The sequence below is a fragment of the Streptosporangium sp. NPDC020072 genome (assembly GCF_040631445.1).
GTDB lineage: Bacteria > Actinomycetota > Actinomycetes > Streptosporangiales > Streptosporangiaceae > Streptosporangium.
Genome location: NZ_JBEYAB010000008.1, coordinates 92,005 through 118,767 on the forward strand (window position 1 = coordinate 92,005; position 26,763 = coordinate 118,767).

24 protein-coding genes are annotated in these 26,763 nt (G+C 69.6%); 15 read left to right on the plus strand and 9 right to left on the minus strand.

Features of this window, described 5'->3' with window-relative positions; all coding sequences use genetic code 11:
- The first annotated feature begins 98 nt into the window (after nt 1–98).
- The 6 genes from ABZ470_RS20525 to ABZ470_RS20550 all read left to right on the plus strand — a co-directional run bounded on the left by ABZ470_RS20525 (nt 99) and on the right by ABZ470_RS20550 (nt 3,298).
- Nucleotides 99–728: a TetR/AcrR family transcriptional regulator gene (locus ABZ470_RS20525; RefSeq protein WP_362912937.1), complete on the plus strand. Its 630-nt coding sequence runs from the start codon at nt 99–101 to the stop codon at nt 726–728.
- A 237-nt stretch (nt 729–965) separates the two neighbouring features.
- On the plus strand, nt 966–1,214 hold the full coding sequence (locus ABZ470_RS20530; RefSeq protein ID WP_362912939.1) for a hypothetical protein: 249 nt from the start codon (nt 966–968) through the stop codon (nt 1,212–1,214).
- Between the two features lie 262 nt (nt 1,215–1,476).
- Complete coding sequence (locus ABZ470_RS20535; RefSeq protein ID WP_352012203.1) at nt 1,477–1,806, plus strand: PadR family transcriptional regulator; 330 nt, start codon at nt 1,477–1,479, stop codon at nt 1,804–1,806.
- On the plus strand, nt 1,803–2,159 hold the full coding sequence (locus tag ABZ470_RS20540; protein ID WP_362912941.1) for a DUF1048 domain-containing protein: 357 nt from the start codon (nt 1,803–1,805) through the stop codon (nt 2,157–2,159). The genes ABZ470_RS20535 and ABZ470_RS20540 overlap by 4 nt, the downstream gene beginning before the upstream one ends.
- A gap of 1 nt (nt 2,160) precedes the next feature.
- Complete coding sequence (locus ABZ470_RS20545) at nt 2,161–2,487, plus strand: DUF1048 domain-containing protein (protein ID WP_352012205.1); 327 nt, start codon at nt 2,161–2,163, stop codon at nt 2,485–2,487.
- A gap of 595 nt (nt 2,488–3,082) precedes the next feature.
- The gene (locus ABZ470_RS20550) at nt 3,083–3,298 is read left to right on the plus strand and encodes a hypothetical protein (protein ID WP_362912943.1); all 216 of its coding nucleotides are present in this window, start codon (nt 3,083–3,085) and stop codon (nt 3,296–3,298) included.
- A 346-nt stretch (nt 3,299–3,644) separates the two neighbouring features.
- Here the strand turns inward: ABZ470_RS20550 and ABZ470_RS20555 are convergent, their stop codons facing one another.
- On the minus strand, nt 3,645–4,862 hold the full coding sequence (locus ABZ470_RS20555) for an MFS transporter (protein ID WP_362912945.1): 1,218 nt from the start codon (nt 4,860–4,862) through the stop codon (nt 3,645–3,647).
- A 99-nt stretch (nt 4,863–4,961) separates the two neighbouring features.
- On the opposite strand from ABZ470_RS20555, the gene ABZ470_RS20560 reads away from it, so the two are divergent.
- The gene (locus tag ABZ470_RS20560) at nt 4,962–6,047 is read left to right on the plus strand and encodes a helix-turn-helix domain-containing protein (protein WP_362912947.1); all 1,086 of its coding nucleotides are present in this window, start codon (nt 4,962–4,964) and stop codon (nt 6,045–6,047) included.
- A gap of 97 nt (nt 6,048–6,144) precedes the next feature.
- Here the strand turns inward: ABZ470_RS20560 and ABZ470_RS20565 are convergent, their stop codons facing one another.
- The 3 genes from ABZ470_RS20565 to ABZ470_RS20575 all read right to left on the minus strand — a co-directional run bounded on the left by ABZ470_RS20565 (nt 6,145) and on the right by ABZ470_RS20575 (nt 9,569).
- Nucleotides 6,145–7,002, minus strand: coding sequence for an aminoglycoside phosphotransferase family protein (locus ABZ470_RS20565; RefSeq protein WP_362912949.1), 858 nt, complete (start codon nt 7,000–7,002; stop codon nt 6,145–6,147).
- A 1,147-nt stretch (nt 7,003–8,149) separates the two neighbouring features.
- Nucleotides 8,150–8,650: a hypothetical protein gene (locus ABZ470_RS20570; protein WP_362912951.1), complete on the minus strand. Its 501-nt coding sequence runs from the start codon at nt 8,648–8,650 to the stop codon at nt 8,150–8,152.
- Between the two features lie 58 nt (nt 8,651–8,708).
- Complete coding sequence (locus ABZ470_RS20575) at nt 8,709–9,569, minus strand: hypothetical protein (RefSeq protein WP_362912953.1); 861 nt, start codon at nt 9,567–9,569, stop codon at nt 8,709–8,711.
- 298 nt (nt 9,570–9,867) lie between these two features.
- Between ABZ470_RS20575 and ABZ470_RS20580 the strand changes: the two genes are divergently transcribed.
- Nucleotides 9,868–10,077, plus strand: a complete 210-nt coding sequence (locus ABZ470_RS20580) for a hypothetical protein (protein WP_362912955.1) — start codon at nt 9,868–9,870, stop codon at nt 10,075–10,077.
- On the plus strand, nt 10,074–11,426 hold the full coding sequence (locus ABZ470_RS20585; protein ID WP_362912957.1) for a serine hydrolase domain-containing protein: 1,353 nt from the start codon (nt 10,074–10,076) through the stop codon (nt 11,424–11,426). The genes ABZ470_RS20580 and ABZ470_RS20585 overlap by 4 nt, the downstream gene beginning before the upstream one ends.
- A 65-nt stretch (nt 11,427–11,491) precedes the next feature.
- Here the strand turns inward: ABZ470_RS20585 and ABZ470_RS20590 are convergent, their stop codons facing one another.
- From ABZ470_RS20590 to ABZ470_RS20600, 3 genes are all read right to left on the minus strand, one after another.
- Nucleotides 11,492–12,910: an amidase gene (locus tag ABZ470_RS20590; protein ID WP_362912959.1), complete on the minus strand. Its 1,419-nt coding sequence runs from the start codon at nt 12,908–12,910 to the stop codon at nt 11,492–11,494.
- A gap of 434 nt (nt 12,911–13,344) precedes the next feature.
- The gene (locus tag ABZ470_RS20595) at nt 13,345–13,977 is read right to left on the minus strand and encodes a LysE family translocator (RefSeq protein WP_362912961.1); all 633 of its coding nucleotides are present in this window, start codon (nt 13,975–13,977) and stop codon (nt 13,345–13,347) included.
- Between the two features lie 367 nt (nt 13,978–14,344).
- Entirely contained in the window at nt 14,345–14,923 is a 579-nt protein-coding gene (locus ABZ470_RS20600) for a TetR family transcriptional regulator (protein ID WP_362912963.1), read from the minus strand.
- Nucleotides 14,924–15,018: 95 nt separating this feature from the next.
- On the opposite strand from ABZ470_RS20600, the gene ABZ470_RS20605 reads away from it, so the two are divergent.
- Nucleotides 15,019–15,981 carry a VOC family protein gene (locus ABZ470_RS20605; protein ID WP_362912965.1) on the plus strand — a complete coding sequence of 321 codons (963 nt, stop codon included), beginning with the start codon at nt 15,019–15,021 and terminating at the stop codon, nt 15,979–15,981.
- A gap of 23 nt (nt 15,982–16,004) precedes the next feature.
- Here the strand turns inward: ABZ470_RS20605 and ABZ470_RS20610 are convergent, their stop codons facing one another.
- Both ABZ470_RS20610 and ABZ470_RS20615 read right to left on the minus strand, forming a co-directional pair.
- The gene (locus tag ABZ470_RS20610; RefSeq protein ID WP_352012217.1) at nt 16,005–17,054 is read right to left on the minus strand and encodes an AI-2E family transporter; all 1,050 of its coding nucleotides are present in this window, start codon (nt 17,052–17,054) and stop codon (nt 16,005–16,007) included.
- Between the two features lie 112 nt (nt 17,055–17,166).
- A complete protein-coding gene (locus ABZ470_RS20615) occupies nt 17,167–18,030 on the minus strand; it encodes an acyl-CoA thioester hydrolase/BAAT C-terminal domain-containing protein (RefSeq protein ID WP_362912968.1) in 864 nt (287 codons plus the stop codon).
- A gap of 767 nt (nt 18,031–18,797) precedes the next feature.
- On the opposite strand from ABZ470_RS20615, the gene ABZ470_RS20620 reads away from it, so the two are divergent.
- From ABZ470_RS20620 to ABZ470_RS20640, 5 genes are read left to right on the plus strand one after another with little or no spacing between them, the layout of a single operon-like run.
- On the plus strand, nt 18,798–21,923 hold the full coding sequence (locus ABZ470_RS20620) for an amino acid adenylation domain-containing protein (RefSeq protein ID WP_362913390.1): 3,126 nt from the start codon (nt 18,798–18,800) through the stop codon (nt 21,921–21,923).
- 23 nt (nt 21,924–21,946) lie between these two features.
- Nucleotides 21,947–22,897, plus strand: coding sequence for a fatty acid desaturase (locus ABZ470_RS20625; protein WP_362912970.1), 951 nt, complete (start codon nt 21,947–21,949; stop codon nt 22,895–22,897).
- Between the two features lie 28 nt (nt 22,898–22,925).
- Entirely contained in the window at nt 22,926–23,582 is a 657-nt protein-coding gene (locus tag ABZ470_RS20630; protein ID WP_352012221.1) for a GNAT family N-acyltransferase, read from the plus strand.
- Nucleotides 23,554–25,278: an aminotransferase class III-fold pyridoxal phosphate-dependent enzyme gene (locus ABZ470_RS20635; RefSeq protein WP_362912973.1), complete on the plus strand. Its 1,725-nt coding sequence runs from the start codon at nt 23,554–23,556 to the stop codon at nt 25,276–25,278. Before ABZ470_RS20630 ends, ABZ470_RS20635 begins: the two co-directional genes overlap by 29 nt.
- Complete coding sequence (locus ABZ470_RS20640) at nt 25,244–26,746, plus strand: AMP-binding protein (protein ID WP_362912975.1); 1,503 nt, start codon at nt 25,244–25,246, stop codon at nt 26,744–26,746. The genes ABZ470_RS20635 and ABZ470_RS20640 overlap by 35 nt, the downstream gene beginning before the upstream one ends.
- Nucleotides 26,747–26,763: the final 17 nt, after the last annotated feature.

A 26,763-nucleotide genomic window follows, 5' to 3' on the forward strand; every position in this document is an offset into this window, starting at 1 on the left:
TGTGCCACCTCAGAGGAATGGGACCAACACATCGCAACTCCAAGTTGCGATAAATTGATCCTGCCATTCGCCTTCGAATATCGCAACTTGGAGTTGCAATGCGGTCTGGTCAATCCCCTGCCCGGCCGGTCGGCCGCGGCGCCAAAGTACGCGTCGCCGTCCACGCCGCCACCCTCGCCGAGCTCGTCGACAAGGGCTACGCCGCGTTGACCGTCGAGAACGTCGCCCAGCGCGCCGGGGTCCACAAGACGACGGTGTACCGCCGGTGGAAAGATCGCGAGAGCCTGCTCATCGACGCTCTGGCCGAACACATGGCGACGGACATCCCCGTACCCGACACCGGCGCGATCGAGACTGACCTGCGGGCGCTGGCGCGCTCGATCGTCCAGGCGTTCACCAGCCCGGCCGGGCAGGCCATCCTGGCCGCCATGTTCACGGGGGCGGCCCACCTTCCGGAGATCGCCGCAGCCCGCCGGCAAGTGTTCGACGACCGGCTGGCCAGGGCTGAGCCGGTACTGAGACGTGCCATCGAGCGCGGCCAGCTTCCCGGGGACACCGATCCCGCCGAGGTGCTGAAGACCCTGGCCGCGCCGATCTACCTGCGCCTGCTCATCACCGCCGAACCCGTCGACGAGACGACCGCCGACCAGGCGGTGCGCGTCACGCTCGCCGCCGTGCGCGCGGGCGCCCTACGGCCGGGGCGCGACGATGAGCCGGTCGGCGAGTGAGGACGCCGGTCTGGTGCGGTTGCGGCCACCGCCCGTCTCCCTCGGCGCCGGCAGACCTTCGGCAGCGCCCTTCGGCAGCGCCCTTCGGCAAGGCCTTGATGAACCTGCCTCAGCTCGTAGCCGAGCTCGGCCTGATCGCCGTCGCAGACCATCAGCGAACGGCCCTTGTTGAGCTTGTCGTACACCGTGGCCGCAAACGAGGCAGGAGCGGGGTGATGGGCGTTTGCGGCGATCACGGTGGAGGTACCCGCCGGCAACGGCACCGGCCACCTCACCTCGGACTTCAACAAGGTCAAGCCCAATGGCAGGTACGGCCCGCGGTCGGGCGCTCCATCGTCGGTGAGCGTCCAGCGACAGGGCTCCAACGCCTTCCAGGCCACCGCCACTGACGGCACAACACGTTTCGCCCCCAGCGCCGGGCCGGCCGTGCTGAAGGTGGCCGAGAAGGGTCGCCGGGGTCCTGGCGTCCGTCGCCGTACCCACTGATCACCTGAGTGGCGACTGGCCGGAACTGTGGGAGTCCGGGCCATCGCGGAGCACTGACGGGCAAAGAAACCCCAGGTCACTACCGCCAATTCCCACACCCAGCCTTCTCGGGGGCCTACCCGTTTCCCCGGCACCCAGCGTTGGACGGCCGCCCACCCGCCCTTGCGCGCTCGCGTTCCCAGCTACTCGGTGTTGCTGAATAGCGGTACTCGGTGCTACTTTGTACCGGTAGTCAGTAGCACCGAGTAGCCGAAGGGGGTCCATGGACAAGCAGATGACGGAGATGCTCAAAGGCACACTTGAGGGCTGCGTGCTAGAGATCATCGGTGGCGAGGAGGCCTACGGGTACGCCATCACGCGCCGGCTGAACGAACTCGGCTTCGCCGACGTCGTCGAGGGGACGGTGTACACCATCCTGCTGCGGTTGGAGCGGAACGAGCTCGTCCAGGTGACGAAACGGCCCTCCGAGGTCGGTCCGCCGCGCAAGTTCTACACGCTCAACGACGCCGGACGCGAGGAACTCGCGAAGTTCTGGGCGAGATGGCAATACGTCTCATCACGTATCAACAGCCTCAAGGAGGGCCGGAGATGAACTTCTGGGAAACCGTCACAGGCAGCGATCTCACCCGGGAATGGAAGGCGTTCGAAGCCCGGGCCAAGGCCCTGCCGGACGACCACCGGGCGGCGTGGGAGCAGATCAAAGGGCAGCTGTTCCCCTACGGAAGCTTCACCGGCCGCAACCTGACACCGATCTTCGACGCCGCGCTGGGGCTGCTGGAGGAGACGGCGGCGGACGGGCAGAGTGCCCAGGAGGTGCTCGGCGACGACATCGCAGGCTTCTGCGCGGCGCTGACCGGCGGGGAAGAGGCCCGCACCTATCGCGACCGGTGGCGCGAGCAGTTGAACGGGAACGTCGCAAGAAAACTGAGCCGGCTGGGAGGCTGACGTGGGAATCCAAGACATCATCGAGGGCAAGAAGCAGTGGCGGGCGCACACGGCACGCGTCAAGGCGCTCCCGCCCGACTACCAGATCGTCTACAAGGAGATGCAGAAGTACCTGTTCAAAGTCGGGCCGGTCGATCTGCCCGACGGGCCCCTGCTCCCCGGGATCGTCGACTTCTTCGAGGAAGGCGCCGCCGCGGGCAAGGGGGTCCTGGAGCTCATCGGCAGTGACGTCGCCGCGTTCTGCGACGACCTGATCAAGGGCTCTCCCACCTACGCGGAGATCTACCAGGAATCCATCAGCGGGGAGGCCGGCGCGACCGAGAAGTAGTCCGCTCGCCCAGCGTCGGCGGAGTTCTCCGGCCGATGAACCGCCCCCTGACCACCACACCGGCAGTCCTTTTGTCACTGCGCGCGCCAAGCCGCGCCAGTCCTCCCGCCGATCGCCGGCAGCCGCCCGCTCGCGCCTCCCATGAATGGCCGACCCACCACTAAGCAGCCGGAACGCCAAGATCCTAACGATCAGCGATCAAGCCCCCGGCCCGTTTCTGCCGTATTTCGGGGGCACCCCAGGCCGGGCACCAGAGAGAAGGGTCCCGGCCTTGCCGGGACAGCCCGTGCGCCGCCCGTACGGTGACGGTCCCCGATCTGACTCCCGCGCCCCGGTACCGCCCGCGGGGCAGGAGAGTGCCGACTCGACCTTTACCGCAGTTGAGGTTCAAGGATGGGCACAGGCGACGATCCGCCGAGAGCAGGGCAAGGAGGCCTGATCTCCCCAATGATCCGCTGCCCGGCCGCACCACCACGTAGCCTCTGAGCAGGCGGTTACACCGCCGGATGCCACCGCCGCGCTGAGCGACCTGGCCAGCCCGGTCTACCCGCCCGGTACCCCCGAGCACGTCGCCTACCACCTGACGGTGCAGGACGTGGACCGCCATGCCGACGCGGCGACGGCCCACGGCGCGCACCTGGTCCTGGCCCCCTTCGACGCCGACGACCAGGGGCGGATCGCGACGCTGATCGACCCGGTAGGAGCGGCCTTCTCCCTGTGGCAACCAGCCGGGCGGTACGGCTGGAGGTTCGCCCCGCGAACGACGTCGGCGCCACAGCGCATGGTCCTGTCCTGCTCCGAATCCGCGTAGACCGAGGCCGGGCCGTGTTCTTCACTGTTCGGTAGCAGGGTCCTGAACGCTCCCGTCACACCGATCGAGGTGAAGGCACCTAGAGACTCCATCGCCCGGCGCTCCTGCTCCCAGGCATCGTCTTGGTTCTCGGCGTAGACGAGGTGGTCGAGCAGTGGCAGCAGAGCCGTCTCCCCGCCGAACATCCCGGGACGGCGAAGCGCCGAATTGAGCCGGTCAGTCAGGTAGTCGCGAATCTCGGCGGCGGAACGTGGCCCGGAGGGAGCGATCATCACGCCATCTTCACCTAAGCCTTGACGCGCTTCCGAGGCGGTCGCCGGGCTCACGAGCCTGCTCGTTCCCGGCGTCAGCGATCGCTGAGCCGCGTTCCTTGATCCTTCTCGGTGGCGACGGCGGAGGCGGAAAGGAGCGTCGCGGCGGCGAGGCCGCCCCAGAGGGCGGCCGAGCCTCGGGTGGCGAGAGCGGTGATGACCGCCGGAGAGACCGCGAGGCCGAAGCCCGTGGAGAGCTGGAAACGGGCGAGGGCCCGTCCCAGGAGATGGGCCGGAGCGAGGGCGGTGACGAGCGCGGTGGCGCTACCGGCGTAGATGATCTCGCCGATGGTGCAGACCACGGACACCGTGGCGACCGCCGGGGCGCCCCAGCCGCTTCCCAGTGAGGTGGCCGCGAGAAAGCCGAGGTAGGACGCGGCGAGTACCGCACCGGCGAGAGCCAGTACGGTCCGGCGGGAGAAGCGGGACATCAGGACGGTGACCGGAACCTGCAGGGTGACCACCAGCACCGTGTTCGCCACGAAGATGGCCGCCGACCACACCGAGGACGCGTGCAGCTGCGTCACCAGGATCAGGGGGAGTGCGATTTCGGGGACGTTGAGGCAGAAGACGTAGATCACGTTGGCGGCCAGCAGCGCGCGCATTCGAGGCGCGGGCTCACCGACCCCGTCCACGGCCGGAGGGGTGGCCGGATACGTGCGCAGGTGAACCGACCATGCCAGGGCGGCCGCGGCGAGATAGGCGAGCCCGGTGACGGCTGCCAGCGCCTGCAGTGCGGCGGTGCCGCCCGCCAGGCATGCGGTGGCGAGGAGGGCGCCCACGCCCAGGCCGGCGTTGCGCAGGGCGCGGCCTCCCGCGAGAGCGGCGTCACGTTCGCGGCCGTGGGCGACCGTGGCCACGAGGGCCGCGTGGGCAGCCGGCCATGCCTGGTTGCCGATGCCGAGGAAGAGCGCCGCCGTCGCGAACAGCCAGACGTGCCCCGCCGGGGCGGCCAGCAGTAACACCACGCCCAGCACCCGCACCAGCATCGACGCCGCCACGACCGTGCTGCGGGCGCCCCGGTCAAGCCACCGGCCGACCACGGGCATGCACACCAGGCCCACGACGACACCGGCCGTCATGGCGATTCCGGTGACCGGCGCGGACAGCCTCAGCACCGTCACCCCGTAGAGCAGCAGAAAGGGCCGTAGCAAGCCGGTGCCGAGCGCGTCCACGACCAGGGCGACGGCATAGCGGGGGCCTCCGGAGGCACGGACGAGGGCGCGCGGCTGAAACTCGGTGGTGGTTGCCATGGCGTCAACGATGTGCTCGGCCGCCGGGCGGGCTACGTCGGTTGACGAACACCGTCAACCGACGCGGTCGTCGGCCGTCCGACCAGCGATGATGAGGAGATGACGTTGAGGATCGACATCGGCGGCCTGCCGTCCGGGCGGCTGCGGTTCGCTGTCTCCCCGCTGGCCGAGCTGACCGCGATGCTGCACGTGCTGGCCGAACCCGGGCACCACCCGCAACTCTCCGGCTGGGCCGGGGACGTCTGGGCCGGGCTGCGGCCGGAGCTGGCCGAGCGGCTCAGGGAGGCGGAGTTCCTCTGGCGATCCTCACGAGCCGACTTTCTGGTTCCCGCCTGTCCCCGGCCCACCCTCGCCGAGGAACTGGACGATGTGGACCAGATCGACGATGAAACCTATGTCACCGCCGCGCTCATCACCACGTGCGGCAGCAACCGGGTCCACTTCTCCGCACCGTCGCCGCTCGCGGACGCGACGGCGCGCGAGCGGGCCCTCAACCTGGCCCAGGCCCGCGGCGCGACCCAGGAGGCCTTCGCGGAACGGCTGCTCGCGGACCCGGCCGCCGTGCGGGCGCGGGTGCGCCACACCCTCGAACAGTGCGCCGAAGCCTTCTTCGACGCCGCCTGGACGAGCGTCGCCGTACAGCTCGCCACCGACCTGCGCCTGAAGAACGACCTGCTGAAGCGCCAGGGCATCGGGGCGGCGCTCGCATCGGTCTCCGGCGCCGTGACCCTGACACCGGACGGCGACTGCATCATCGTGGACAAGCTGCAGGACAACGCGACCGCCGCCCACGGCACCGGGGTCACCTTCCTCCCCAGCGTCTTCGGCCGCCCGCACCTGGTGGTGGTCCACGCGCCCGGGTGGCAGCCGGTGGTGCAGTACCCCGTGGCCGAGGCGAGTCCGTCGGAGCCGGTGTCGCTGGAAACGGTGACGCTCCGGCTGGAGGCACTCGCGCATCCGGTACGGCTGCGGCTGCTGCGCACTCTCGCCCGTGGTCCGCACACCACCGGTGAGCTGGCCCACGCCTGGGAACTCTCACCCCCGGAGGTTTCCCGCCACCTCGCTGTCCTGCGCCGCGCGGGTCTGCTCACGGCCCGGCGACACGGTCGTTACGTCCGTTACACCGTCAACCTGCCCGATCTGACGGCGCTGGGCGCCGATCTGCTGACGGCCGTACTGCGCTGAGCCGACGCCTCGTAGGCCGTGGAGCGGCCGATCTTGAGGGTGCGGGCGGCCTGACCGAGACGCCGTCGTCGACCGGACGGCGCAGGCGGGGCGCCGCTCAGTGACCGCCACCGGCGGCGTGCTCCCGGCGGTCGAGGTCGGCCTGCATCTGGGCGAGCCACTCCCGGCCCCTTCTGCGCCCGTCGGGGAGCTGGTCGTCGCGGTCCCAACGCCAGGAGACCGCGAGGGCGAGGCTGAGGATCCGGCAGTCGGCGAGCAGCCCGGAGTCGGCGCCTGGGTAGTGCGCGGCGACGTCCTCCGGGGCATGCGCGAGGTCGAACTCGACGGGCCCGCGGCAGGCCGTCTCCAGGTCGATGAAGAGCAACCCGTCCGCGGTGGCGAGCAGGTTGCCGGGGTGCGGCTCGCCGTGCAGGAGCTGTTGCCGCGTGCCGCGGTCCAGGATCGCGCGGCTGATTCCGTGGAGGGTGCCGGTCAGCAGGGCGCGTTCCGCGGCGCCGAGGTCCGGGCTGGCGGCAGGGTCCTCGACCACCCGGAGCGCGTCGGCGACGCGGTCAGTGAAGTGTGGTGCGGCGAAGTCGACGCGGCGCAGGCCGGCGTGCAGCCGGGCCAGGGCGTCGGCGTAGGCGGCGGGCGGGTGCTTCTCGGGTGCGGCGGTGGGCTCGTGGTAGGTCCAGAGGGTGACGGCGAAGCCGTCGCGGACATGGACGCGGGGCTCGGCTCTCGGATCGAGCCCCGCCACCGGGCTGCCGGTCCCGGCGAGGCGCCGGGCGATCTCGACCTCGGAGTCGAGGCGGTGCGCGAGGGGCGCGACCCGGGCGAGCATGCCGCTGGGCCGCAGCAGGACGACGATCCGGTTCGAGTTGTGCAGCACAGCGGCGTCGTCGGCGCCCAGACCGTATTCGGCGGCCGTGTCGACGGCCGCGGCCACCGCCCGCGGGATCTCGGTGTCCTTCACGTGTTCGGTGCCCCTCCCTGCTGGAGTCGATGTATGCGGCGCAGGCCCTTGGCCCGGCCGGACGTCTGATGCGTCGTGACCAGGTCAGCGTGGCCGGACATAGCGGATCCCGGGGCCGTGGTCGTCCCGCGCCGTCAGGGACCGGTCAAGGAGAGCACTCGCGTCCGGATAGCCCCGAAGCAGCGCCGTACCGCAGCCGTCGCCGTTGGGTCGGCAGTCGGCCACAGTGAGAGCGAATGTGAGCGCGTTGGCCTGCTCGGGAGGGCGCGCAGCAGCGGGAAGGGGTCGAAGCGGCGGGCGTCGCGGGTTCGTCCGGTGGATGGCCAGCGTTGCACCGGCACCCGCGTGCGGTCGACTGCTCCTGGAGAAGTGCGAGGGCCCGCCGGTCACGTCTGTATGCAACACCACCCGGCCGGTTCCGCGCATTCGGTTTATCGCCGGTGTCGGCGGAGGGCCTGGGTGTCGACCCCCTGGGAACGTAGTGGGCCTCCCCTCATCCCACGGCGTGCGTTCCGGAGAACAAGGGAGTGGACCATGCGCGCCGGGAGTTCCCGGAAGCCGCCGCTGATGACCGTTCCCTGAGTCGAAGAAGGGACAGCCGACCGGAGTGTTCCCGCACGTCACCGGTACGTGAATCCATCTACTTCGCGACTCGGCACACCTTCATGACTACCGGGTCATGACGAAGGGCGTTGAGGATCGATGTGCGACGAACGACCTTGACGTCGGCCTGCCGGAAGCCGAGGTTGTCCTGGCGTGGACGTGGCGGCCGAGGGGCGCTTGAACGGGTTCCGAGCGCGAGGCTCTCGTCACGGTGATGTCGCATGTGTCCGATGGCCGTGGGTGTCCTGCCCAGAAGTGCCTTGGGCGGGGTCACTCATGGCTGTGCGCGCCAGGCTCGCGCCTTTGACAGGGCACGAGCCTGGCTTTGCTCAAGGTCCTGGCCGGGAGTCCAGCTCGGCGCTCACCCGTCGGCGCCGGGATGGAAGTCGTCCTTCATCGGGGTGCCCTGCCGCTGTGGGGCCGGTGGCCGTCACCCATCGGGCGAGGGCCGTGACGACGTGGGCGGATTCGGAAACGGCTCGCGTGAGCGTCACCGGATTGTTCAGCGTGGGAGCCGCCATCCGATGGCGGCGTCGCTCGCCCGTTACAGGCCGATCCAGCTGTTGGCCGAGCAGGCGCTGCGGGTGACCCACCGATGCGAGGAGATCTGACGAGCCATGGGGCCCTTGGTGTTGCCGTTGGAGTCGACGAACCTGAACTTGCTCAGGTCGGACTCCCAGTCGCCCACGCCCAGGCATCGGTACCCGGCGGCGTAGTCGTAGTTCTCGTAGTCGTACAGGGCGACGACCTCGTACTTCCCAGGTATGCCGGTGTTGAGGACGGACATGGCGTTGTTGCCGGCACTGTCGCGGAACCCACCCGAGTTGTCGGCCCAGTTGGGGTCGTCACCCGAGTCGTAGCCGATTTCGCCCCCGTAGCAGAAGGTGTCCGCGTAGGCGTTGATATCGCCGTCCTGCCCGTAGATTTTCTTCATCGTGAGGCAGTGCGACTCCATGGCGGTACCGGCCGCCGAGGAGGGGGAGGACACGGGAACTACGGCGACCGCCAGACCCACGGCTACAGCCGCGAGACGGATCTTGCGCATGGTTCTCTCCTTCGTGAGCCCTGGTTGAAGGGCGATCCGCGACCTTGCGCCGCGGAGGTCAGGGGGTGGAGTGGTTGATCTCTTTCGCACGCTCAAGTGCCTCGCGCAGCAGCCGGGCATGGGTTCGGAGACCGGCCGCGTTTGGGCCCTCCACCTTGGGCCGGTACTCGGCTTGCAGCGCACGCAAGGTCGAGGTGAGCGAGGTGGCGCGTGCGCAGGTGGCCTCCGCCACCGCCAGCTTCACCTCGACGGCATGAGCCTGGGCGGGAGCCAGCCCTTTGGTCAGGCCGGGAAGAGCCGCCCGGATCTCCATTGGCGTGGTGTAGGTGTGGCCTTTCCCACGCAGGCATCGCGACCATGAGGACAGGGCCGTGGTGAAGCGCGCGTCCTTGGTGATCGCCCGCATGTACAGCGGCGCGATGTTGGAGGCGAGCGCGTCCAGGGGAAACCATCGCTCACGGTCGCCGTAGAGCTTTTCGTTGCTCGACAGCTGACACCCACCGAGGGCGTTGTTGATCGTTCCTCCGTCGGGCAGGTGCGCGGTGAGCACTTTGACGTCGTCGCCGCCGCCCATGGCGAGGGTGTACCGGGCTCGACGGGCCGCGGGCAGGCTGTCGCGGTAGGCGAGGTTGGGGTCGTCTCGCTTTTCCCGCATGACCTCCTGCTGATCGAGCCCCCCGTACCCGTGCTCACGCGCCCAGTCCGGATCGTCCAGGACGAGGCCGAACCCCCGCGACGGCTCCCACATCTTCGGCACCCAGTACCAGAAGCCCTGCTCACGCATGCAGTCGCGGATGAGCAGGAGTTCCGCGCGTTTCAGGACCACGTAGTCGGTCTGGGTGAGCGGAGCGGGCGGCGCGCTGGGGCCGGTGGCGCAACCGGCGAGCGACCCCAGGATCAGAGCGTGGCCTGCGATCACCGCTACGGCCCGTCCACGCCCCGTGAAGAGCATTCTCCTGCCCCGTTCTGCTCGGAATCCATGTCGATGCGGTACCTGCCGTCGCTCCTCTGGTGAGAAGCCCTGCCCTGTGACCGCTGGAGACGGTCCCGGGTGACGGCAGGCAGGGCTCAGTCTGGGCGGCTGGTGAATTGTCTGAAATCCCGATTCGCCACCGAAACAAAACATGGTCACCTCGACGAGGCTGGCATTATGCCCGTTTTGTCGCATTTAGGAGGATGTAAAAGTCGTCCGGGACTCCATGGTTCCGGTCGGCCCCATGAGCCGGCCCGGACCGCGTGAGGCGATCACCGAACCGGCGGCGGTCGCCGGGCTGACCGTCACCGGCATCGAGAGGACGGCGGGCGATCCCGGTCTCCGCGGGACCTCGCTCACACGCGAAAGGCACCGAGGACAGAGCGGGGCGCTCCCGTTCCCCTCGCCGCCCGGCGCCGCGGAGAAGGGCTTGCGAGTACGGTCCTCGATATGACGCTTCTTCCGGATCTTCAGGGATGGATCGACCGGGCCGCCGAGCGGCATGGAGTACCGGGAGCCGCGGTGGCCGTCGGGATGGGGGATCAGCTGGCCGAGGCGGCCACCGGAGTGGTCAATCTGGACACCGGGGTTGAGGCCACCGTCGACAGCCTGTTCCAGATCGGGTCGGTCACCAAGACCTGGACAGGCGCCCTGGTGATGCAACTCGCCGGGGAAGGGCTGGTCGACCTCGATGAGCCGGTCCGAAGGTACCTTCCCGAGTTCGGGGTGCTGGACGCCGCCGCCTCGGAGAGCATCACCGTGCGGCAACTGCTGTCGCACACCGGTGGGTTCGACGGGGACCTGTTCGAGGACACCGGACGCGGGGAGGACGCGGTTGCCAAGTTCGTCGCGTTCATGCGTGGCAACGCCCGGCAGGTCAGCGGGCCGGGGGAGCTGTTCTCGTACTGCAACGCCGGTTACTGCGCCCTCGGCGCCCTCGTCGCCAAGCTGCGCGGGCGCACGTGGGAGGCCGCCATGCGGGAGCTGCTGATCGATCCTCTCGGAGCGCGGCACATGGCGCTCTACGCCGAGGAGGCGATCATGTTCCGGGCCGCGGTCGGGCACGTCGGCGAGCCGCTGCGGGTGTCACCCCGGCGGCAGCTGCCGCAGTCGAACGCGCCGGCCGGGTCCACGCCGAGCGCCGCGCCGCGCGACCTCGTGCGGTTCGGGCTGATGCTGCTGGCCGACGGCGTGGCGGCCGACGGGACACGGGTGCTGCCCCCGGGAACCTTCGCCGAGATGCGCAGGCCACAGGTCACACTGCCGCGGCTGGGGGAGCGATACCCGGCCGCCTGGGGCCTCGGGCTGATGCTCTTCGACTGGGACGGCGAGCCCGTGGTCGGCCACGACGGCAGCACCCCGGGGCAGTCAGCGATCTGGCGCATCGTGCCCGGCCGAGGCCTGGTGCTCGCCGTCCACGCGAACGGCGGCCACACCTCGGCCTTCATCGACGAGGTGCTGGCGGAGATCCTCTCGGCCACCGCCGGGATCCGCCTGCCGTCGCGGGTGCTGCCGCCGGACACCCCGGTGCCGTTCCTGCCGGAGGCCTGCACCGGCAGGTACTCCGCGCCGTCGGTCACCTACGAGGTGAGGGCCGATGCCGACGGGCTGGAGATCACCGACATCCCGCACGGCCTCGCGGCGCAGTTCGGGGAGAGCGGCACGACCGCCCGCTACGTCCACGCCGGCGACAACCGCTTCGTCGGCGTCGAGCCGGACGGAGGGCTGCACCCGTTGATCTCCTTCCTCCAGGACGGGCGCTTCCTCTACAACCTGCGTGCCGTGCCACGGGTCACGAGCTAGAGCTCGGATCGTCCCTGCGACGCCGGCCTGGGTCACGGGCGGCCCTCGTACGGCGGCCACGACTGTCAGCGCCTTCCGATGGAGAACCGGGGGGTCCGGCGGTTCCGGGGCATCGCCTGCTCCAGCTGGTGCGCGATGCGCAACAGCAGGTCCTCACGGCCGTAGGGCGCGATGATCTGCACCCCGATCGGCAGCCCGTCGTCGCTCTGACCGAGCGGCAGGCTGATCGCAGGCTGTCCGGAGACGTTGAAGACCATGGTGAACGGGCCGTAGTCGAAGATCGATCGCAGCCAGCTCGTCAGGGTGTGGTCGGGGTCGTCGTAGCGAAGGGTGCCGTGACGGGCTGGAAGCCCGCCCAACGTGGGCGTGACGAGCAGGTCGTGTTCGGTGAAGAAGGCGCCCACCGATCGGGTCACCCGGTTCTGCGCGCCGAAGGCGGCCATCATGTCCAGCGCGCTGTAATCCTTCGCGACTTCCAGAAGCCGTCTGGAGACCGCTTCCATCTTGGCCGGGTCAGGGCTGCGCGGGGCCAGGAGCAGCGTGGAGGCGATCGCCACGGATGTCGCCGTCGCGCAGTGCAGGACGTCGTCCCAGTCGAGGGCCGGGCGGGCGTCGGTGACGGCGTGTCCCATCTCCTCCAGTGTCCGGCCGACCAGGAGCGTCGCCGTCGCCACCTGGGGATCCACCCGGGCCCCCGACCAGGCGGCCGTGGTCACCGCCACCCGCAGCGGCCCCGGTTCCGCTCCCAGGACGTCGGCGTACCGGCCCCGTGGCGGTGGCGCGGTGTACTTGTCGCCGACGCCGGGCCCCTGAACGGCGTCCAGCAGGTGAGCGGCGTCGCGGACGGTCCGGGTCAGCCCGAACTCGTAGACCATCCCGAGCATCGCCTCTCCCATGTCGGGTCCGCACGGGACACGGCCTCTGCTCGGTTTGAGGCCGACGAGGCCGCAGCAGGCGGCCGGGATCCTGATGGACCCCGCTCCGTCACCGCCGTGGGCCACGGGTACGGCACCGGCCGCGACCAGGGCCGCAGCGCCACCGCTCGAACCGCCGACGCCCCGCTCCAGGTTCCACGGATTGCGCGTCGGCCCGTACCTGACGGACTCCGTGGCGAAGCTGATCGCCATCTCCGGCACGGTGGTCAGGCCCAGGGTGACCAGGCCCGCGGCCCGGAAACGGGTCATCAGGTCGCTGTCGTGCCGGGCGACGACGCCCCGCAGGGCCCGGCTCCCCATGGAGAACGGGATTCCCCGAGCCACCGGCCCGTGGTCCTTGATGAGAAACGGGACCCCGGCGAGGGGCCCGGTCCCGTCATGTTCGAGCGCCGGGGTGAACAGCGGCAGCGCCAGGCCGTTCACCTGGTCGTTCGCCACGACCAGGGCCTCGCGCGCCGCGGTCTCCACCTCTTCGGCGGTGACCTCTCCCGCCCTGATCAGTTTCCGGAGCCCGATCGCGTCGTACCGCGCGTACTCGTGAAGTTCCATAAGACTCAGTCCCTCTTGGCGTCCTGGACGCCCACATCGATCACAGGAGGGTTCCGTGTCGCCGGAACCCTCGTCGCTCACATGGGTCGGCGGCGCGTCCGGCGAACCGAACGGCTGCGACGACGGGCAGCGTCGACGGGGTGGCGGCCTCAACCGGGCCGTCACCTGTCGGTGATCGAGGTGTTTCTACGCTCGGGACATCAAGGGAGAGCCTCGCAGAGCCCGGCTTTCGGCATCAACTGAAATATCCCGACTCCGCAGGCGTCGGCCCGCGGGTTGGCGCCGTGTGTCCGGGCCCGCCGCCGGACCCGGTCGCACGGCCAAAGCCTCCTCATCCGCGGTCCGCGGCCTGTCTCACGGCCCGGGCGCTGAGCATCGGCTACGCGCCGGTGGCCAAGGCGGGCACACCGGCGTTCGCTCCGGCCGCGGAAGGGTCAGTTCGGAGCAGACGCGAGAGTCACGCCCAAGCCGATGAACAGGGTCCCGGTCGCGGCGTCGAGACGGCGGCGCACCACCTGCCGGTCGCGCAGCCAGCCGCCGATCCGCCCCGCCAGCACGCCGACCGTCGCGTCGGCCAGGAACTCCAAGGTGATCAGGATCGCGCCCAGGATGGCGAACTGCAGCCAGACGGGCCCCGCCCCGGGGTCGATGAACTGGGGCAGGAAGGCGACCATGAAGGTGAACGTCTGCGGGTTGGCCATGGAGGACACCACACCGTTGAGGAAGGCACGCCGACCGGTCATACCGCTGCCGGTCCGATCGTCGGCCTGGCCCTTCCTGAGGTTGCGGAGCATCTGGACGCCGAGGTAGATCAGGTACGCGGCGCCGCCGAGCCGTAGCGCCGTGAACACGACGGGAAGCGTCGTCAGCAGGACGGAGAGCCCGGCCGCCGCCGCGGCGATGTACAACGCGTCCCCCGTGACCACGCCGAGCGTGGCCAGCAGCCCGGCGCGGGCGCCACCCCGCACACCGCAGCCCAGCACGAACAACATGTCCGGGCCCGGGGTGATCAGCGCGACGACGGTGGTCACCGTGAACACGGCGAGCAGGTGTGAATCAATCGGCATTCAGATCATCCTGTCATTCTGGTCGAACACCTTGAGCATGTGTGGATCGCGGCGGACGTCATGTTGTGCGCGACCTGGCCGTCCGTAACCGTGAAAACCTGCGGTGCGTACAGCCGGGCGCTGGCGCGTAGGGGAGGGCACGGACTGTTCGTGGCGGTCAGCGACCGATCCGTCCCGTACATGCCGGACCTCCGGCGTATGAACGGCCGGGGGCACGGCGCCGCGTTCGCCGAGGAAGGTCCTGAACACTTCCGCGGGCAACGGCGCGACGGATCGTCCGGGTGCGACCGAAGGCGCTGCGCGCCGCGGGAGGCCGTGGCGGTGGCCGATGCCGAAAGCCCCGAGCGCCCGGCCTAGGGCATCCGGTTCACAGGGTCAGGCCCGACTCCAGATGTGCCAGCGCCGTGTCGATCTCGGCCGGGCCGTCAAGGCCGGAATTCCGCGCCCACTGCACCCAGGCCATCGCCACCACGCCGAAGGCGGCACCGACCGCGTTCCGGATCCGCGGATCGTCCCCGGCGCATCCGGCCTTCTCCGCCACGATGGAGCAGACTTCGCCGATCAGGTGAGGACTTCTCCGCAGGTTGGCCACCAGCAGTTCGGGCACGGTGGCCGCGAACACCTCCCTCGCGTGCCCCGCGGCGATCTCCTCGGCGGACAGGGCGGCGAACGCCGTGCGGAACGCGCCGCGTAGCACGGTGACCGGAGCACCTGGCGGTTGGGAGGCCAGCGCCTCGACGAGAGGGGGGAAGCGGTCGAGCGTGACCAGGTCCTCCTTCGTCGGGAAGTAGCGGAAGAAGGTGGCCGGGGAGATCTCGGCCGCTTCGGCTATCTGCTCGACGGTGGTGACGGTGTAGCCACGCTCCCGGAAGAGCCTGAACGCCTCACGCAGGATCGTCTCCCTGGTTCTGGCCTTCTTACGTTCGCGCAGTCCGATCTCAGCCACGTAGAAGATTCTATCGCGCTCACAAATGATGGTGTACTCTCAAAAAAGATTTGACTATCAAAATGTTCGGACCGGAAGACCCGGAGGTGCCCGCCATGGGCCATGACATCAACGGCCTGCACCACGTCGGCCACATCGTGCACGACCTGGACCAGGCGATGGAGCGCTACCGGCGGCTCGGCTTCGCCGTGGCCGCCCCCGCCTACCCGGTCATGCCGGCCACGCCGGGAGGCCCCGCGGAGCCGTTCGGGGTGGCCAACACCCACGTGTACTTCCCACGTGGTTTCGTCGAGCTGGTGGCCGTCATCGACGGCACCGGCCGCATGCCCGGCGACGCGCGCGCCATCCCCTTGCGGGTGCCCGAGGACAGGGTGGCGGGGCTGAGGGCCGCCATCCGGGCCACCGCCGACGGCATCGCGTCCCTGCTGCAGCGCTTCCAGGGCGTGCACATCGTGATCGCCGACACACCCGACATCGACCACGTGGCCGCGCGACTGGCGGCAGACGGTGTCAGCCACGGTGGCGTCCACGACATCCAGCGGCCCGTCGAGACCCCCACGGGGACCAGCATGGAACCCGCCCGCTACCTGGAGGTCTCCGACCTCCGGCTGTCACCGGGACGCGTGCCGGAAGGCAGGCTCGGGTTCGCCCAGAACGTGTCGGCCGAGACTCCCCAGGACCAGCGGCACATCGGCCACCCCAACGGCGCGACCGGGCTGGTCGAGTGCGTGCTGTGTGTGGCCGAAACGGCGCTGCCCGAGGTGGAGCGCCGCTACGAAGGCTACTTCGGCCGGGCGCGACACGGTCGGGTAACGCGTTTCGACCGGGCGAACGTCACCGTCGTGCCCGCATCGGCGCTCGCCGACCTGCTGCCCGGTGAGCGACCGGCGGCCCTGCCCGCGTTCGTCGCCTACGCGGTGGCCGTACGCGACCTCTCCGTCACCGAAAAGCTCCTGTCCGACAACGACATCCCGGTCGTCCGGACCGGCCCTGAGGAGATGTTCGTGCCCGCCGACGCCGCGCTGGGCGTCGCGATCGTCTTCCGTCAGGACGGCTGACGCCGGCCCCGCCGAGAACTCCGTCAGCGGGGCTTCTCGCCCGAACGCTCGTCGTGCCCCGTGACGAAGGGGGAGGCCCAGGCGGTCGTGGGGTCGGCGTCCAGCAGTACGGCACGGGCGAAGGAACTGAGCGGCACCGCCAGAACCGCCCCGAGGGCTCCCAGAGCCCAGGTCCACACCAGGAGGGAGAGCATGGTCACGGTGGTGGACAGGCGGGCCGACCGCCCCGCGTACTTCGGTTGGACGACCGACTGGATCAGGAAGTTCAGCACGCAGTAGGCCGCGATCACCCACAGCATCGTGGCCACCCCGGAGTCCAGCAACGCCAGCACGGCCGGGGGAGCCAGCCCGATGATGAAACCGACGTTGGGGATGTAGTTCGTGATGAACGACAGAAGGCCCCACAGCAGCGGCAACGGCACACCGAGCAGTGCCAGGACCGCCGTGTCGAGCAACGCCACGATCAGTCCGAAGACCGTGCAGACCATCAGGTAGGCACAGGTGTCACGGGCGAATCCCCGCAACGCGGTCACCAGGCCGGGGCGTTCGGTCGTGAGAGCACCCGTCGCCCGCTGCAGGACGGCCGCGTCCAGGCTCATGCCGTACAGGACCAGGACGGTGATCAGCACCGCCGAGACCGTCCCGGTGAGACCGGACAGCAGGCTCTGCGCCGCCTGGACGAGGCGGTCGGGGTCGACGCCGCTCAGCGCCTTCCTGATCTGGGACCGGTCGACGCCGATGTCGTGCAGGACCCTGCCCGCGGACGACAGCAGACGCCGGTACTGGTCGGCGTACTGCGGGACGAGGCCGGCGAATCTGGCCGCGGCGACCACCACGGCTCCGCCGAGGGCGCACAGCACGAGCAGGATGACCGTGAGGGGGACGAAGGCCGCCGCCCATCCCTTCAGCCTGTCACGCAGCGGGCTCACGGCGATCGTCAGGGTGAGCGCCAGGAACGCCGGGGCGATCACCGCGCTGAGCTGTCTGACTCCCCACAGCACTATCACCGCCGCCGCGCAGGACGTGAGAGTGCGGAATCCGACGGACGACGACGCGGGGTTTCTCACCGGCATGCCGTGACGTTATGTGATCGTCCCCGGCGCTTCCGGACGGCAACACACCCCTTGGCCGATCGCATACCGTACGCCCCGGAACCGGTTGGGTGCCCCGCCTTCACCGTCGGCCTCAGCGAACGGCCGCGAGCACGTACGGCCAGGCGGCGGCCCCCAGTGCCGCGTCGGCCTCGGACGTGCCGCCGTGGTCGAAGTGGATGGACGGGGGCGGTGCCACCTCACCGGGAAAGACGACCCGGTGGCCGGCGTCGTCACGCGTGACGAGCACCACATCGCGCCCGGCCGCCAAGCGCCGGGCCTCCAGTTCACGCGCGAAACGCAGGGACGGCCACATCCGGTCGGCGCCACCGGCGATCAGCACCAGGTCCGCACTGATCCTCTCCACCGGGATGGCCGCGGCGGGCACCAGGTCCGCATGGGTGGCGAGGCTGCGTTCGTACGAGCCGAGCAGGGCGACCGGTGTGCCTTCGGGTTCCGCCGGTGTCCAGGAGTCGTCATAGGGGACGAAAGGCAGCGGTCGTCCCCGCCAGGTCCAGCTTGAGCGGAGCGGACGGTTCCTGCCATCGGTCCCCGGGCCGACGTTGGCCCAGATGACGGACGACGGAGCAAGCGCGATCACGGCGTCGGCGCAGTCCGAGAGGGCGGACACGAGTAGCGCCGCCTCGGCGCCCTTGGAGAGCCCGAGGACGCTGACGCGTCCGGCACCGCGTTCGCGCAGCAGTTCGGCCGCGGCGACAAAAGTCTCCAGTGGAAGCTCACAGATGCCGGGAGGCTGCCCCGGTCCGCCGAACCACCGGATCGACATCGCCGTCACACCGGCACGGGCGAAGAGCCTGCACCGCTCGCGCTCGACACGGCCGCTCGACCCGGACAGCACGAGGACACCCGCACCACTGCTGTCCGCCGACGATGCGGCTTCGGCGAGGAACCCCTCCCAGGGCTCGGTGAGTTCGCACTCATCGATCTTGGTGATCATGCTTGGCAACCTATCGCAGGCAGGACGACCCAATGGGGCGAGGTTTCGCCGTTTTGGTTGCTTTGATATTTGCCGTACTGACCCGGCCAAGGGTGATGCTGTTTGTGCAGTTTTGGGCATTATCGGACAGGCCTGCTCGGGGCGAGGACCGCCGCCGTGCCGGACCGGTGCCCGGCGGTCCGGCACGGCCCGCCGGCCACCCCGGCCACCGGCCCGTCCGGCGGGCCGCGGAAAGCGCGAACGACGCCGGCGCGCCTCCCATGTCCGGCGAATATGGCAGACGGTGCCCGTCGCGCCACCCGGGATTCTTTGCCACGGATACAGGTGTGAATGCGCGTGCCGCCCACCGGATTCGGTAGGCGAAAAACGAAGATCCGCATCCTTTAATGGCCCGCCTTCTATTTGTTGCTCTCCGTGGCCGTCCCGCCCTGATGTCCGGCTACATCTGGTTCATTTTTGTGAACCGTCTGTAATGAGGAGAAAGAGAAGGCGCAAGACATGCTGGTCAGCCGGGGAACATATCGTCACCAGCGACATACGGGCCGTATGGCACCCTTGACACGATCTGCTACGCGAAGGAAGTATGTCGATGTATGACTGATCTGAATTCATACAGTTAATCAGTTCGTCAAGGTGTCGGATCTCGTTGTCCGGCATTTAGTTCGCTGGGTCTGCCGAGTCGGCCCGCGCGGGATCCGCACGCACAGCTAATGCATTTTCGATGTCTATGGCCTGTGTCGGAAGGATGAATTTTGCTCGATCACGGGGTGGAAGAATGGCCGCTGCTCTCCGCGCAGCTGCGTACATGGATGGCTCAGTCATCCGACCTGACGGACCCGACCAACTGCATCACCGACTGCCTGGAAATCCACGGGCCGGTGGACCCGGCCGTCATGCGGGCGGCGAACGAGCGGGTCGAGCACGAGGCCGAGGCGCTTCGCCTGCGCCTGGTGAGCACCGAGGACGGATACCGGCAGTACGTCGATCCCGCGGGTAACGCGCCACTCGTCTACCTCGACCTCAGCGCTGAGGCCGACCCCGTCGCGGAGGCGGACGCCTGGATGCAGGCCGACATGAGGCGGCCGATCGACCCACTCAGACTCTGCGGCGCGGCCCTGCTGAGGACCGCTGCGGACCGTTTCGTCCTCTACCGCCGGGTCCACCACGCCGTGGTGGACGGCTGGAGCCTCGCGCTCATCCACAACCGCCTCGCCGCGGTCTACACCGCCCTGGCCGAGGGACGCGCGAGCGAGGACGGAGCCTTCCCCGCCTTCCAGGAGCTTCTCAGCAGCGAGAAGCAGTACGAGGAGTCCAGGCGCTTCGAGACAGACCACGCCTACTGGCTCTCCAGGTTCGCCGACCGCCCCGATCCGGTACGGCTGGCAGGCCGGTCCTCCTCCGCCGTACGGATCGCCCACCGGCGCCGGGCCGACCTCGGCCCGGCCAGGATCGCAGGCCTGCGGGCGGCGGCCGACCGCTTCGGGGTGAGCTGGTCGGACCTGGCCACCGGGATCACAGCCGCCTACGTGGGCAGGATGACGAACGCGGACGAGGTCGTCCTCGGCATACCGGCGATGGCGCGGATGACCCCGCAGGTGCGGCGGGTACCCGGCATGACGACCAACGGCCTGCCGGTGCGCGTGCCGATGGTCCCCGGGACGAGCGTGGCCGACTTCGCCCGGCAGGTGTCGCTCGAACTGCGGCAGACGCTGAAGCACTCCCGTTACCCCTCGGCGGAGCTCGCCAGGGAGACGGGGCTGCTGGGAACGGGACGAAGGCTGTGGGGACAGGTCGTCAACGTCATGGACTTCGACTACGCGCTCGACTTCGCGGGCGCCACCGCGACCGTGCGCACCATCTCGCTCTCCGCCGCGGACGACCTGTCGGTGACCTTCTACCGGACGTCGGCGGACGACACGTTCGAGCTCATCGTCGACGCGCACCCCGAGATCCACAGCGTGGAGGAGACAGAGGCCCACCTGCGGCGTTTCCTCTTCTTCCTCGACTCTCTGGTTCTGGAGGAGCCGGGCACGCCCGTTCACGAGGTTCCGCTGGTCGACCCCGCGGAGCGGGCGCGGCTGCGCGAGTGGGGGACCGGGCCGGTCCACGAGATCCCGCCCACCGCGGTGCACGAGCTGGTCGAGGCATGGGCGGCGCGGACCGCGCGGGCCCCGGCGATCGAGTTCGAGGACACCGTGCTGAGCTTCGCCGAGGTGAACGAGCGGGCCAACCGGCTGGCACGGCATCTGCTGAGCCTGGGGGCGGGGCCCGGCCAGATCGTGGCCTTCGCGCTGCCGCGCTCGGCCGATCTCCACATCACCGCCCTGAGCGTGCTGAAGACCGGCGCCGCCTTCCTGCCGCTGGACCCGGCCTACCCCGCCGCCCGGCTCTCCTTCATGGTGGGCGACGCGAAACCGGCGCTGGTGGTGCTGAACTCCGTCACCGCGGGGCTCGCCGCGGAACTGGACGCACGATGCCTGCTCCTGGACCACGCCGAGGTCGCCGAGGCCGTACGGACTCTGCCCGGACGGAACCTCACCGACGAGGAGCGCGGTGCCGTCTTCTCCCCGGACCAGCCCGCCTACGTCATCTACACCTCCGGTTCCACGGGTGTGCCGAAGGGCGTGGTGGTCAGGCACTCGGGAGTGGTCAACCTGGTGGCGGCCATGGTGGACCGCCTGGGTTCGGGACCGGGAACCCGTACCCTGCAGTTCGCGTCGTCCAGCTTCGACGCCTTCGTCGGCGAGATGACCCAGTCCCTGCTGAACGGCGGGACCCTGGTCTCGGCCGCCGCGGAGCGCCTGACGCCGGGCCCGGACCTCACCCGGCTGGTCACCGAGAAGCGGATCAACGACCTGGTGCTGCCGCCGTCGGCCCTGGAGGTCATGTCGCCGCAGGAATGGCCGGGCGGCACGACGGTTTCGATCGTGGGCGAGGCCGGGTCGCCGGCCGTGATCGAACGGTGGAGCCCGGTCTGCACGCTGATCAACGGATACGGGCCGACCGAGGCGACGGTGTCGACGGCGATGAGCACCCGGCTGTCGCCGTCGCAGGCGGACGCCCCGCCGATCGGCAGGCCGTTGCGCAACGTGCGGGTCTACGTGCTCGACGACCGCATGGAACTCGTCCCGGCGGGCGCGGTCGGAGAACTGTACGTCGGTGGCGCCGGGGTGACCCTCGGCTATCTCGGCCGGGACGTCCTGACCGCCGAACGCTTCGGAGACGACCCGTTCGCCGGTCCCGGCGCCCGGCTGTACCGCACCGGTGACCTCGTGCGCTGGACGGCGGACGGCGAGCTGACGTTCGTCGGCCGCAACGACGACCAGGTCAAGGTGCGGGGTTTCCGGATCGAGCTCGGCGAGATCGAGGCGGCCCTGGCCCGTTCCCCGGGGGTCGCCGGCGCGGCCGCCACGGTGTGGGGGGACCAGCCGGGAGACCGCAGGCTGGTGGCATACGTCGTGGCGGATCCCGGCGCGGAGCCGGACCCCGAACGCCTGCGCGCCAGGCTGGCCGCCGGGCTGCCCGCCCACCTGGTCCCGAGCGTGATCACGCGGATCGCCGGCCTGCCCCGTACGGCCAGCGGGAAACTCGACCGGAGGGCGCTGCCACCCCCGCAGCAGGTGACGGCGGTCGCGAGCCGTCCTCCGGTCTCCGCGCACGAGAGGCTCATGGTCGAGCTGTTCGCCGCGATCCTCGGAGCCGAACCGCCCGGGATCGACGACAGTTTCTTCGACCTCGGCGGGCACTCCCTGTCCGCCGTCCGCCTGCTCGCCCGAATCCGCAAGACGGTCGGCGTGGAGCTGACCGTGCGAGAGCTCTTCGACGCGCCCACGCCCGCCGGCCTGGCAGGACTCGTCGACGACGCGTTGCGGAAACAGACCGAAACCTCCTGACGGCCGAGGGAGATGGGGGAGAGATGGAATCCCAGGCGGATGAGACGGTTGCACCGGAAAGCGCCGCGGAACTCCGGGCCTCGCTGAAGCACCTGCGAACCGAGACCCGGGGAGCGATCTTCACACTCAAGCTCCTGCTGTGCGGCGCCCTCACCACCGCCGGTCTGGTGCTCGCCCTGCAGCCCACACCGTGGGCCAGGATCGCGGGTGTCGTCCTGATCGGCTGCATGTTCGCGCACGCCGCCGAACTTCAGCACGAGACCCTGCACAACCTGGCCTTCCGCAACAAGCGGGCCAACACGATCGCGGGAACCCTGCTCGGCCTGCCGATGCTCATCTCGTTCACCGCCTACCGGGTCGCCCACCTGCGGCACCATCGGTATCTGGGCACCGCGATGAACCGTGAGTTCTTCGACTACGGAGACCAGTACGGCGACGCGGACGGCGGGTCCGGGTTCCGGCGCGCGATGGACTGGACGGCGCGGTTCACCATGTTCCACCACTACCGGTTGTTCCTGGTGAACCTGGGGCGTTCCCTGCTCGGCAGGGACTTCGACGGTGAGACCCGCACCGTCTCACGGCGTATCCGCTACGACCACCTCCTGATCCTGGCCGTGCTCGTCACGCTGACCGTCGTCTCGGTGGTGACCGGCTCGCCGTTCATGCTCTGGGCCTGGCTGGTGCCGCTGCTGACCGTCGCTGCTCCGGTGCACGCCCTGATCGAGCTGCCCGAGCACCACGGCTGCGAGACGCTCAACGTGGACGTGTTCGCCAACACGCGGAGTGTCAGGTCCAACCGGCTGATGACGTGGTTCACCAATGGCAACAACTTCCACGTCGAGCATCACGTGATGCCGAACCTGCCGATCTCGCGGCTGCCGAACCTGCACGTCGAGATCCGTGACCGGCTCCACCACTTCCACACGGGCTATTTCGACTACTTCAAGAAGTTGATCATCGGACAGTCTCGCTGACCGGACGAACCGGTTGAATGGAGCAGAAATGAGCTCTGTCACCTTCCGTGTGGCACAGTCACAGGCCGACCGGGACGCCGTGCTCCGGCTGCGTGACGCCGTGTACGTCCAGGACCAGGGACGCCTCTCCGACGCCGCCGACACCGCCGACACCTTCGACCGGTTCGACGCCCACGCGGACTACATCGTCGCCTACCAGGGGGCGGAGGCGGTCGGGACGGTCAAGATCGTGCCGGATTCGGTGGCCGGCCTGCCGTGTGAGGACGTCGTGGACGTCACGGGCCTGCGAGCCGCAGGCCGGTTGGTCGAGTTCGGCCACCTGATGACCCTGCCCCAGGTCCGCCATCGCGAGATCGGGATGTCGCTGATGCGCCGGGGGCTGGTGCACAGCGTCACGAAACACGGCGCGACCCACGTCCTCGGCGACTTCTTCGCCGAGGCCGGAGGCGGGTTGCGAAGTTTCTACACCGAGATCGGCTTCGTCGCGCTGCACGAGCCGTACCGGGATGTCAGGTTCAGGGAGGCCCCGCTCAGCCTTGTCGCCGTACTCGACCTGGCGGGCGCCGCCGCGCGGGCCAGGACCGAGGCGGGGCGCGGCAACAGGCTCCTGCAGTACTTCTTCCACGACTACGACGACTACGCCAAGGGGAGCCGTGTTGCGGACACACCGTCAGGTGCTCGCTGAGTCCAAGGCGGCGCACAACCATCCCACCTACTCGAAGATGGCGTTCGTGATGGGCTGCGGAGTCCAGGGACGGGGCTCCGGCAGCAGCGTGCTGGACGAGAACGGGCGCTCCTTTCTCGCGCTGTTCGACCAGTACGGCAACCAGTCGTTCGGCTACTCCAACGAGCGGCTCATCGCGGCGCTGCGGGACCAGCTCGACCTGGGCGTCCTGAACAGCACCAAGATCATGTTCGAGGAGGTGCAGATCCGCCTGACCGAACGCCTCTCCGAACTCACCGGCGGCCGGCTGCCGTTCGCCTACCTGGCCAACGGCGGCGGCGAGACGATCGACAACGCCCTCAAGCTCGCCCGCGCCACGACCGGGCGTCCCAAGTTCGTCAGCGCCCGCGGCTGCTTCCACGGCAAGACCTTCGCCACCCTGAGCGCCTCGGCGCGACCCGAGCACGAGTCCCTGTTCGGGCCGTTCCTTGAGCGGTTCGAACTGGTCGACTTCGGCGACGTCGGGCAACTGGCGGCGGCCGTCGACGGCGAAACCGCCGCCGTCCTGCTGGAACCGGTCCAGGCGGAGGCCGGGGTGATCGTGCCGCCTCCCGGCTACCTGCGGGAGGCGCGCCGCCTGTGCGACGAGAACGGCGCCCTGTTGATCCTCGACGAGATGCAGACCGCCTTCGGCAGATGCGGTGCCTTCTTCGCCCATCAGCGGTTCGGCGTGGTCCCGGACATCGTCTGCATCGGCAAGGCGTTCGGCGGGGGCATGCTCCCGATCTCCGCCGTGCTGGGGACCGAGGCGGTGTGGGAGACGCTTCGGGCACTTCCCTCGACCTTCGGCTCCAGCCTGGGCGGCAACCCGTTGTCCTGCCGGATCGGCCTGGAGTCGATCGCCATCGCGACGGAGGAGGAGTTCCTCACCGGTGTCGGGGAGAAGGCCCGGGTGATCGGGGACCGGCTCGCACGGATCGTGGAACGCTTCCCCGAACTGGTCGCGGCCCATCGTGGCCTGGGCATGATGCACGGCCTTGAGTTCCACGACGACTCGATCGCGGGGCTGGTGCTCGGCGGGCTGCTGGCGGCGGGCGTGACCTCCACCTACTCGCTGTACAACACCAGGGTGCTGCGGATCCAGCCACCGATGGTGATCTCGGAGGCCGACCTCGAACGCGGCCTGGAGACGCTGGAGGCCGTCCTGACCGAGGCCGCGGCCCACCGGGGACGGCGGGACCGGCCCCAGGCGGTGACGTCGCCGCTGACCCTGCGGGTCCGAAGCGCCCACCCCGCCCGGCAGGTTCTGGACCTGCTCCGCGGCAGGCCGTACCTGCTCGATCCGTTCGCGGCGGACCCGGAGGCCGAAGCGACGGCGGAGGTGGAGTTCCGGGGGACCCTGGGTGACGACCACGTCGTGTGGGCCGACCGGGCGCGGCGGCTGGAGGACGGTGTCGCGCTGCGGGCCGATCCCTGCTGGCTGTGGGCCTCGCTCGAACGGTCGGTGCGGGTCCGGCAGCCGGTCGAGGACGACGGATGCGAGCTGGAGATCCGGATCGAGTGGGACACCGGCAGCGGCGGTTACGAATCCATGATCGGCGGACGGATCGGTTTCTTCGTCACCCGGCGGCTCACCGACCTCGTCGCGAGCCTGGAACGGACGTTGGAGAAGGAGGGCAGGAATGAGGCTTCACGAACTCGCCGACCGCTACCGTGACAACGCCTCGGCGGTCGTCGTGGAGATCGACTCCACGGGCGGCCGGCGTGAGGTGACGCACCGGCGGCTCCACGACCTGGCGGTGCTGTACGCCGATCGGCTGACCGCCGCCGGGGTACGGCCGGGCCACGTGGTGGGCATCCGCGCGGGCAACGGCATCGACTGGGTGCTCTGGGACCTCGCCGCCATGATGACCGGCGCCGTGCTCAAGGCGTTCGCGGACGAGACCGTGATCGGTGACCCCGGCGAGTTCGTCACCCGTCACGGACTGGCGCTGCTCGTCACGGACGCCGAGGTGACGTCCGGCCACCCCGCCCTGGTGAGGCCGGACGGCGTGCCCGGGGTGGACGTCGTACCGGCCGACGCCCCCCGGGGCGAGCCGGGCGACCTGCACAGCCTCGTCTTCTCCTCGGGCACCTCGGGCCTGCTCAAGGGGCTCAACGTCAGCCGGAAGGGTACCGAGTACGTCATCAGCCGTTTCATCGAGTGTTTCGGCGTCGGCGCGGATGACCGGCATGTGATCTTCCTGCCGCTGTCCAACTACCAGCAGCGGTTGTCGGTCTACTGCTGCCTGTGGATCGGGGCCGACGTGGTTCTGGCGCCCTACCAGCGGATATTCGGTGTGGTCAGGGACGAACGGCCGACCTTCCTGATCGCCCCGCCCGTCTTCTACGACACCGCGCTCCAGCTCTTCCACAAGACCGGCGGGGGCTCACTCGGTGACTTCCTGGGCGGCGGAATCCGCTTCATGATCACTGGAATGGCGCCCATCCGGCGGGAGACCCTGGAGGCCTACTGGGCTCAGGGGGTGCGGCTGCTGGAGGCCTACGGCATGACCGAGTCCGGAATGATCGCCTGGAACACGCAGGAGGAGCACCGGCTGGGCAGCGTGGGCAAGCTGATCGACCCGGAGGCCGTGACCTTCCTGCCCGACGGCGAGTTGCTGGTCCACCGCCCCGCCCCGCTCAGCACCGGCTACTTCGACACGGCAGGCGCGGCCGACGAGACCTACCGTCCCGACGGGACGATCGTGACGGGCGACTACGGGACGCTGGACGACGACGGCTTCCTCACCCTGCTGGGCCGCAAGAAGGACGTGATCGTCCTCGACAGCGGCCGCAAGGTGCACCCGGCCGAGATCGAGTCCCTGTTCGCCGGCGTCGAGGGGGTCGTCGAACTGCTCGTGGTCCCGACTCCGAGAACCGGCAGGCTCGGGGCGATCGTCACCCCGGCGGACCCGAAGGACGACGCGTTGGTCTTGTCGATCCGTGAGCGGATCGACAAGACCAACCAGTCGCTTGAGTCCCATCAACGGATCACATCGCTGGTCTTCTCCGACCGGCCCCTGCGGAACGACCCCCGCTACATGACCGCCAACCTGAAGCTGAGCCGGCCCCTCGCGGCGGCGTACTTCGCCGAAGCCGCGCAGGCCAGGCGGCAGGAGCGGGCCGCGGAACACGGCCGGTGACGGTTCCGCACGGGAAA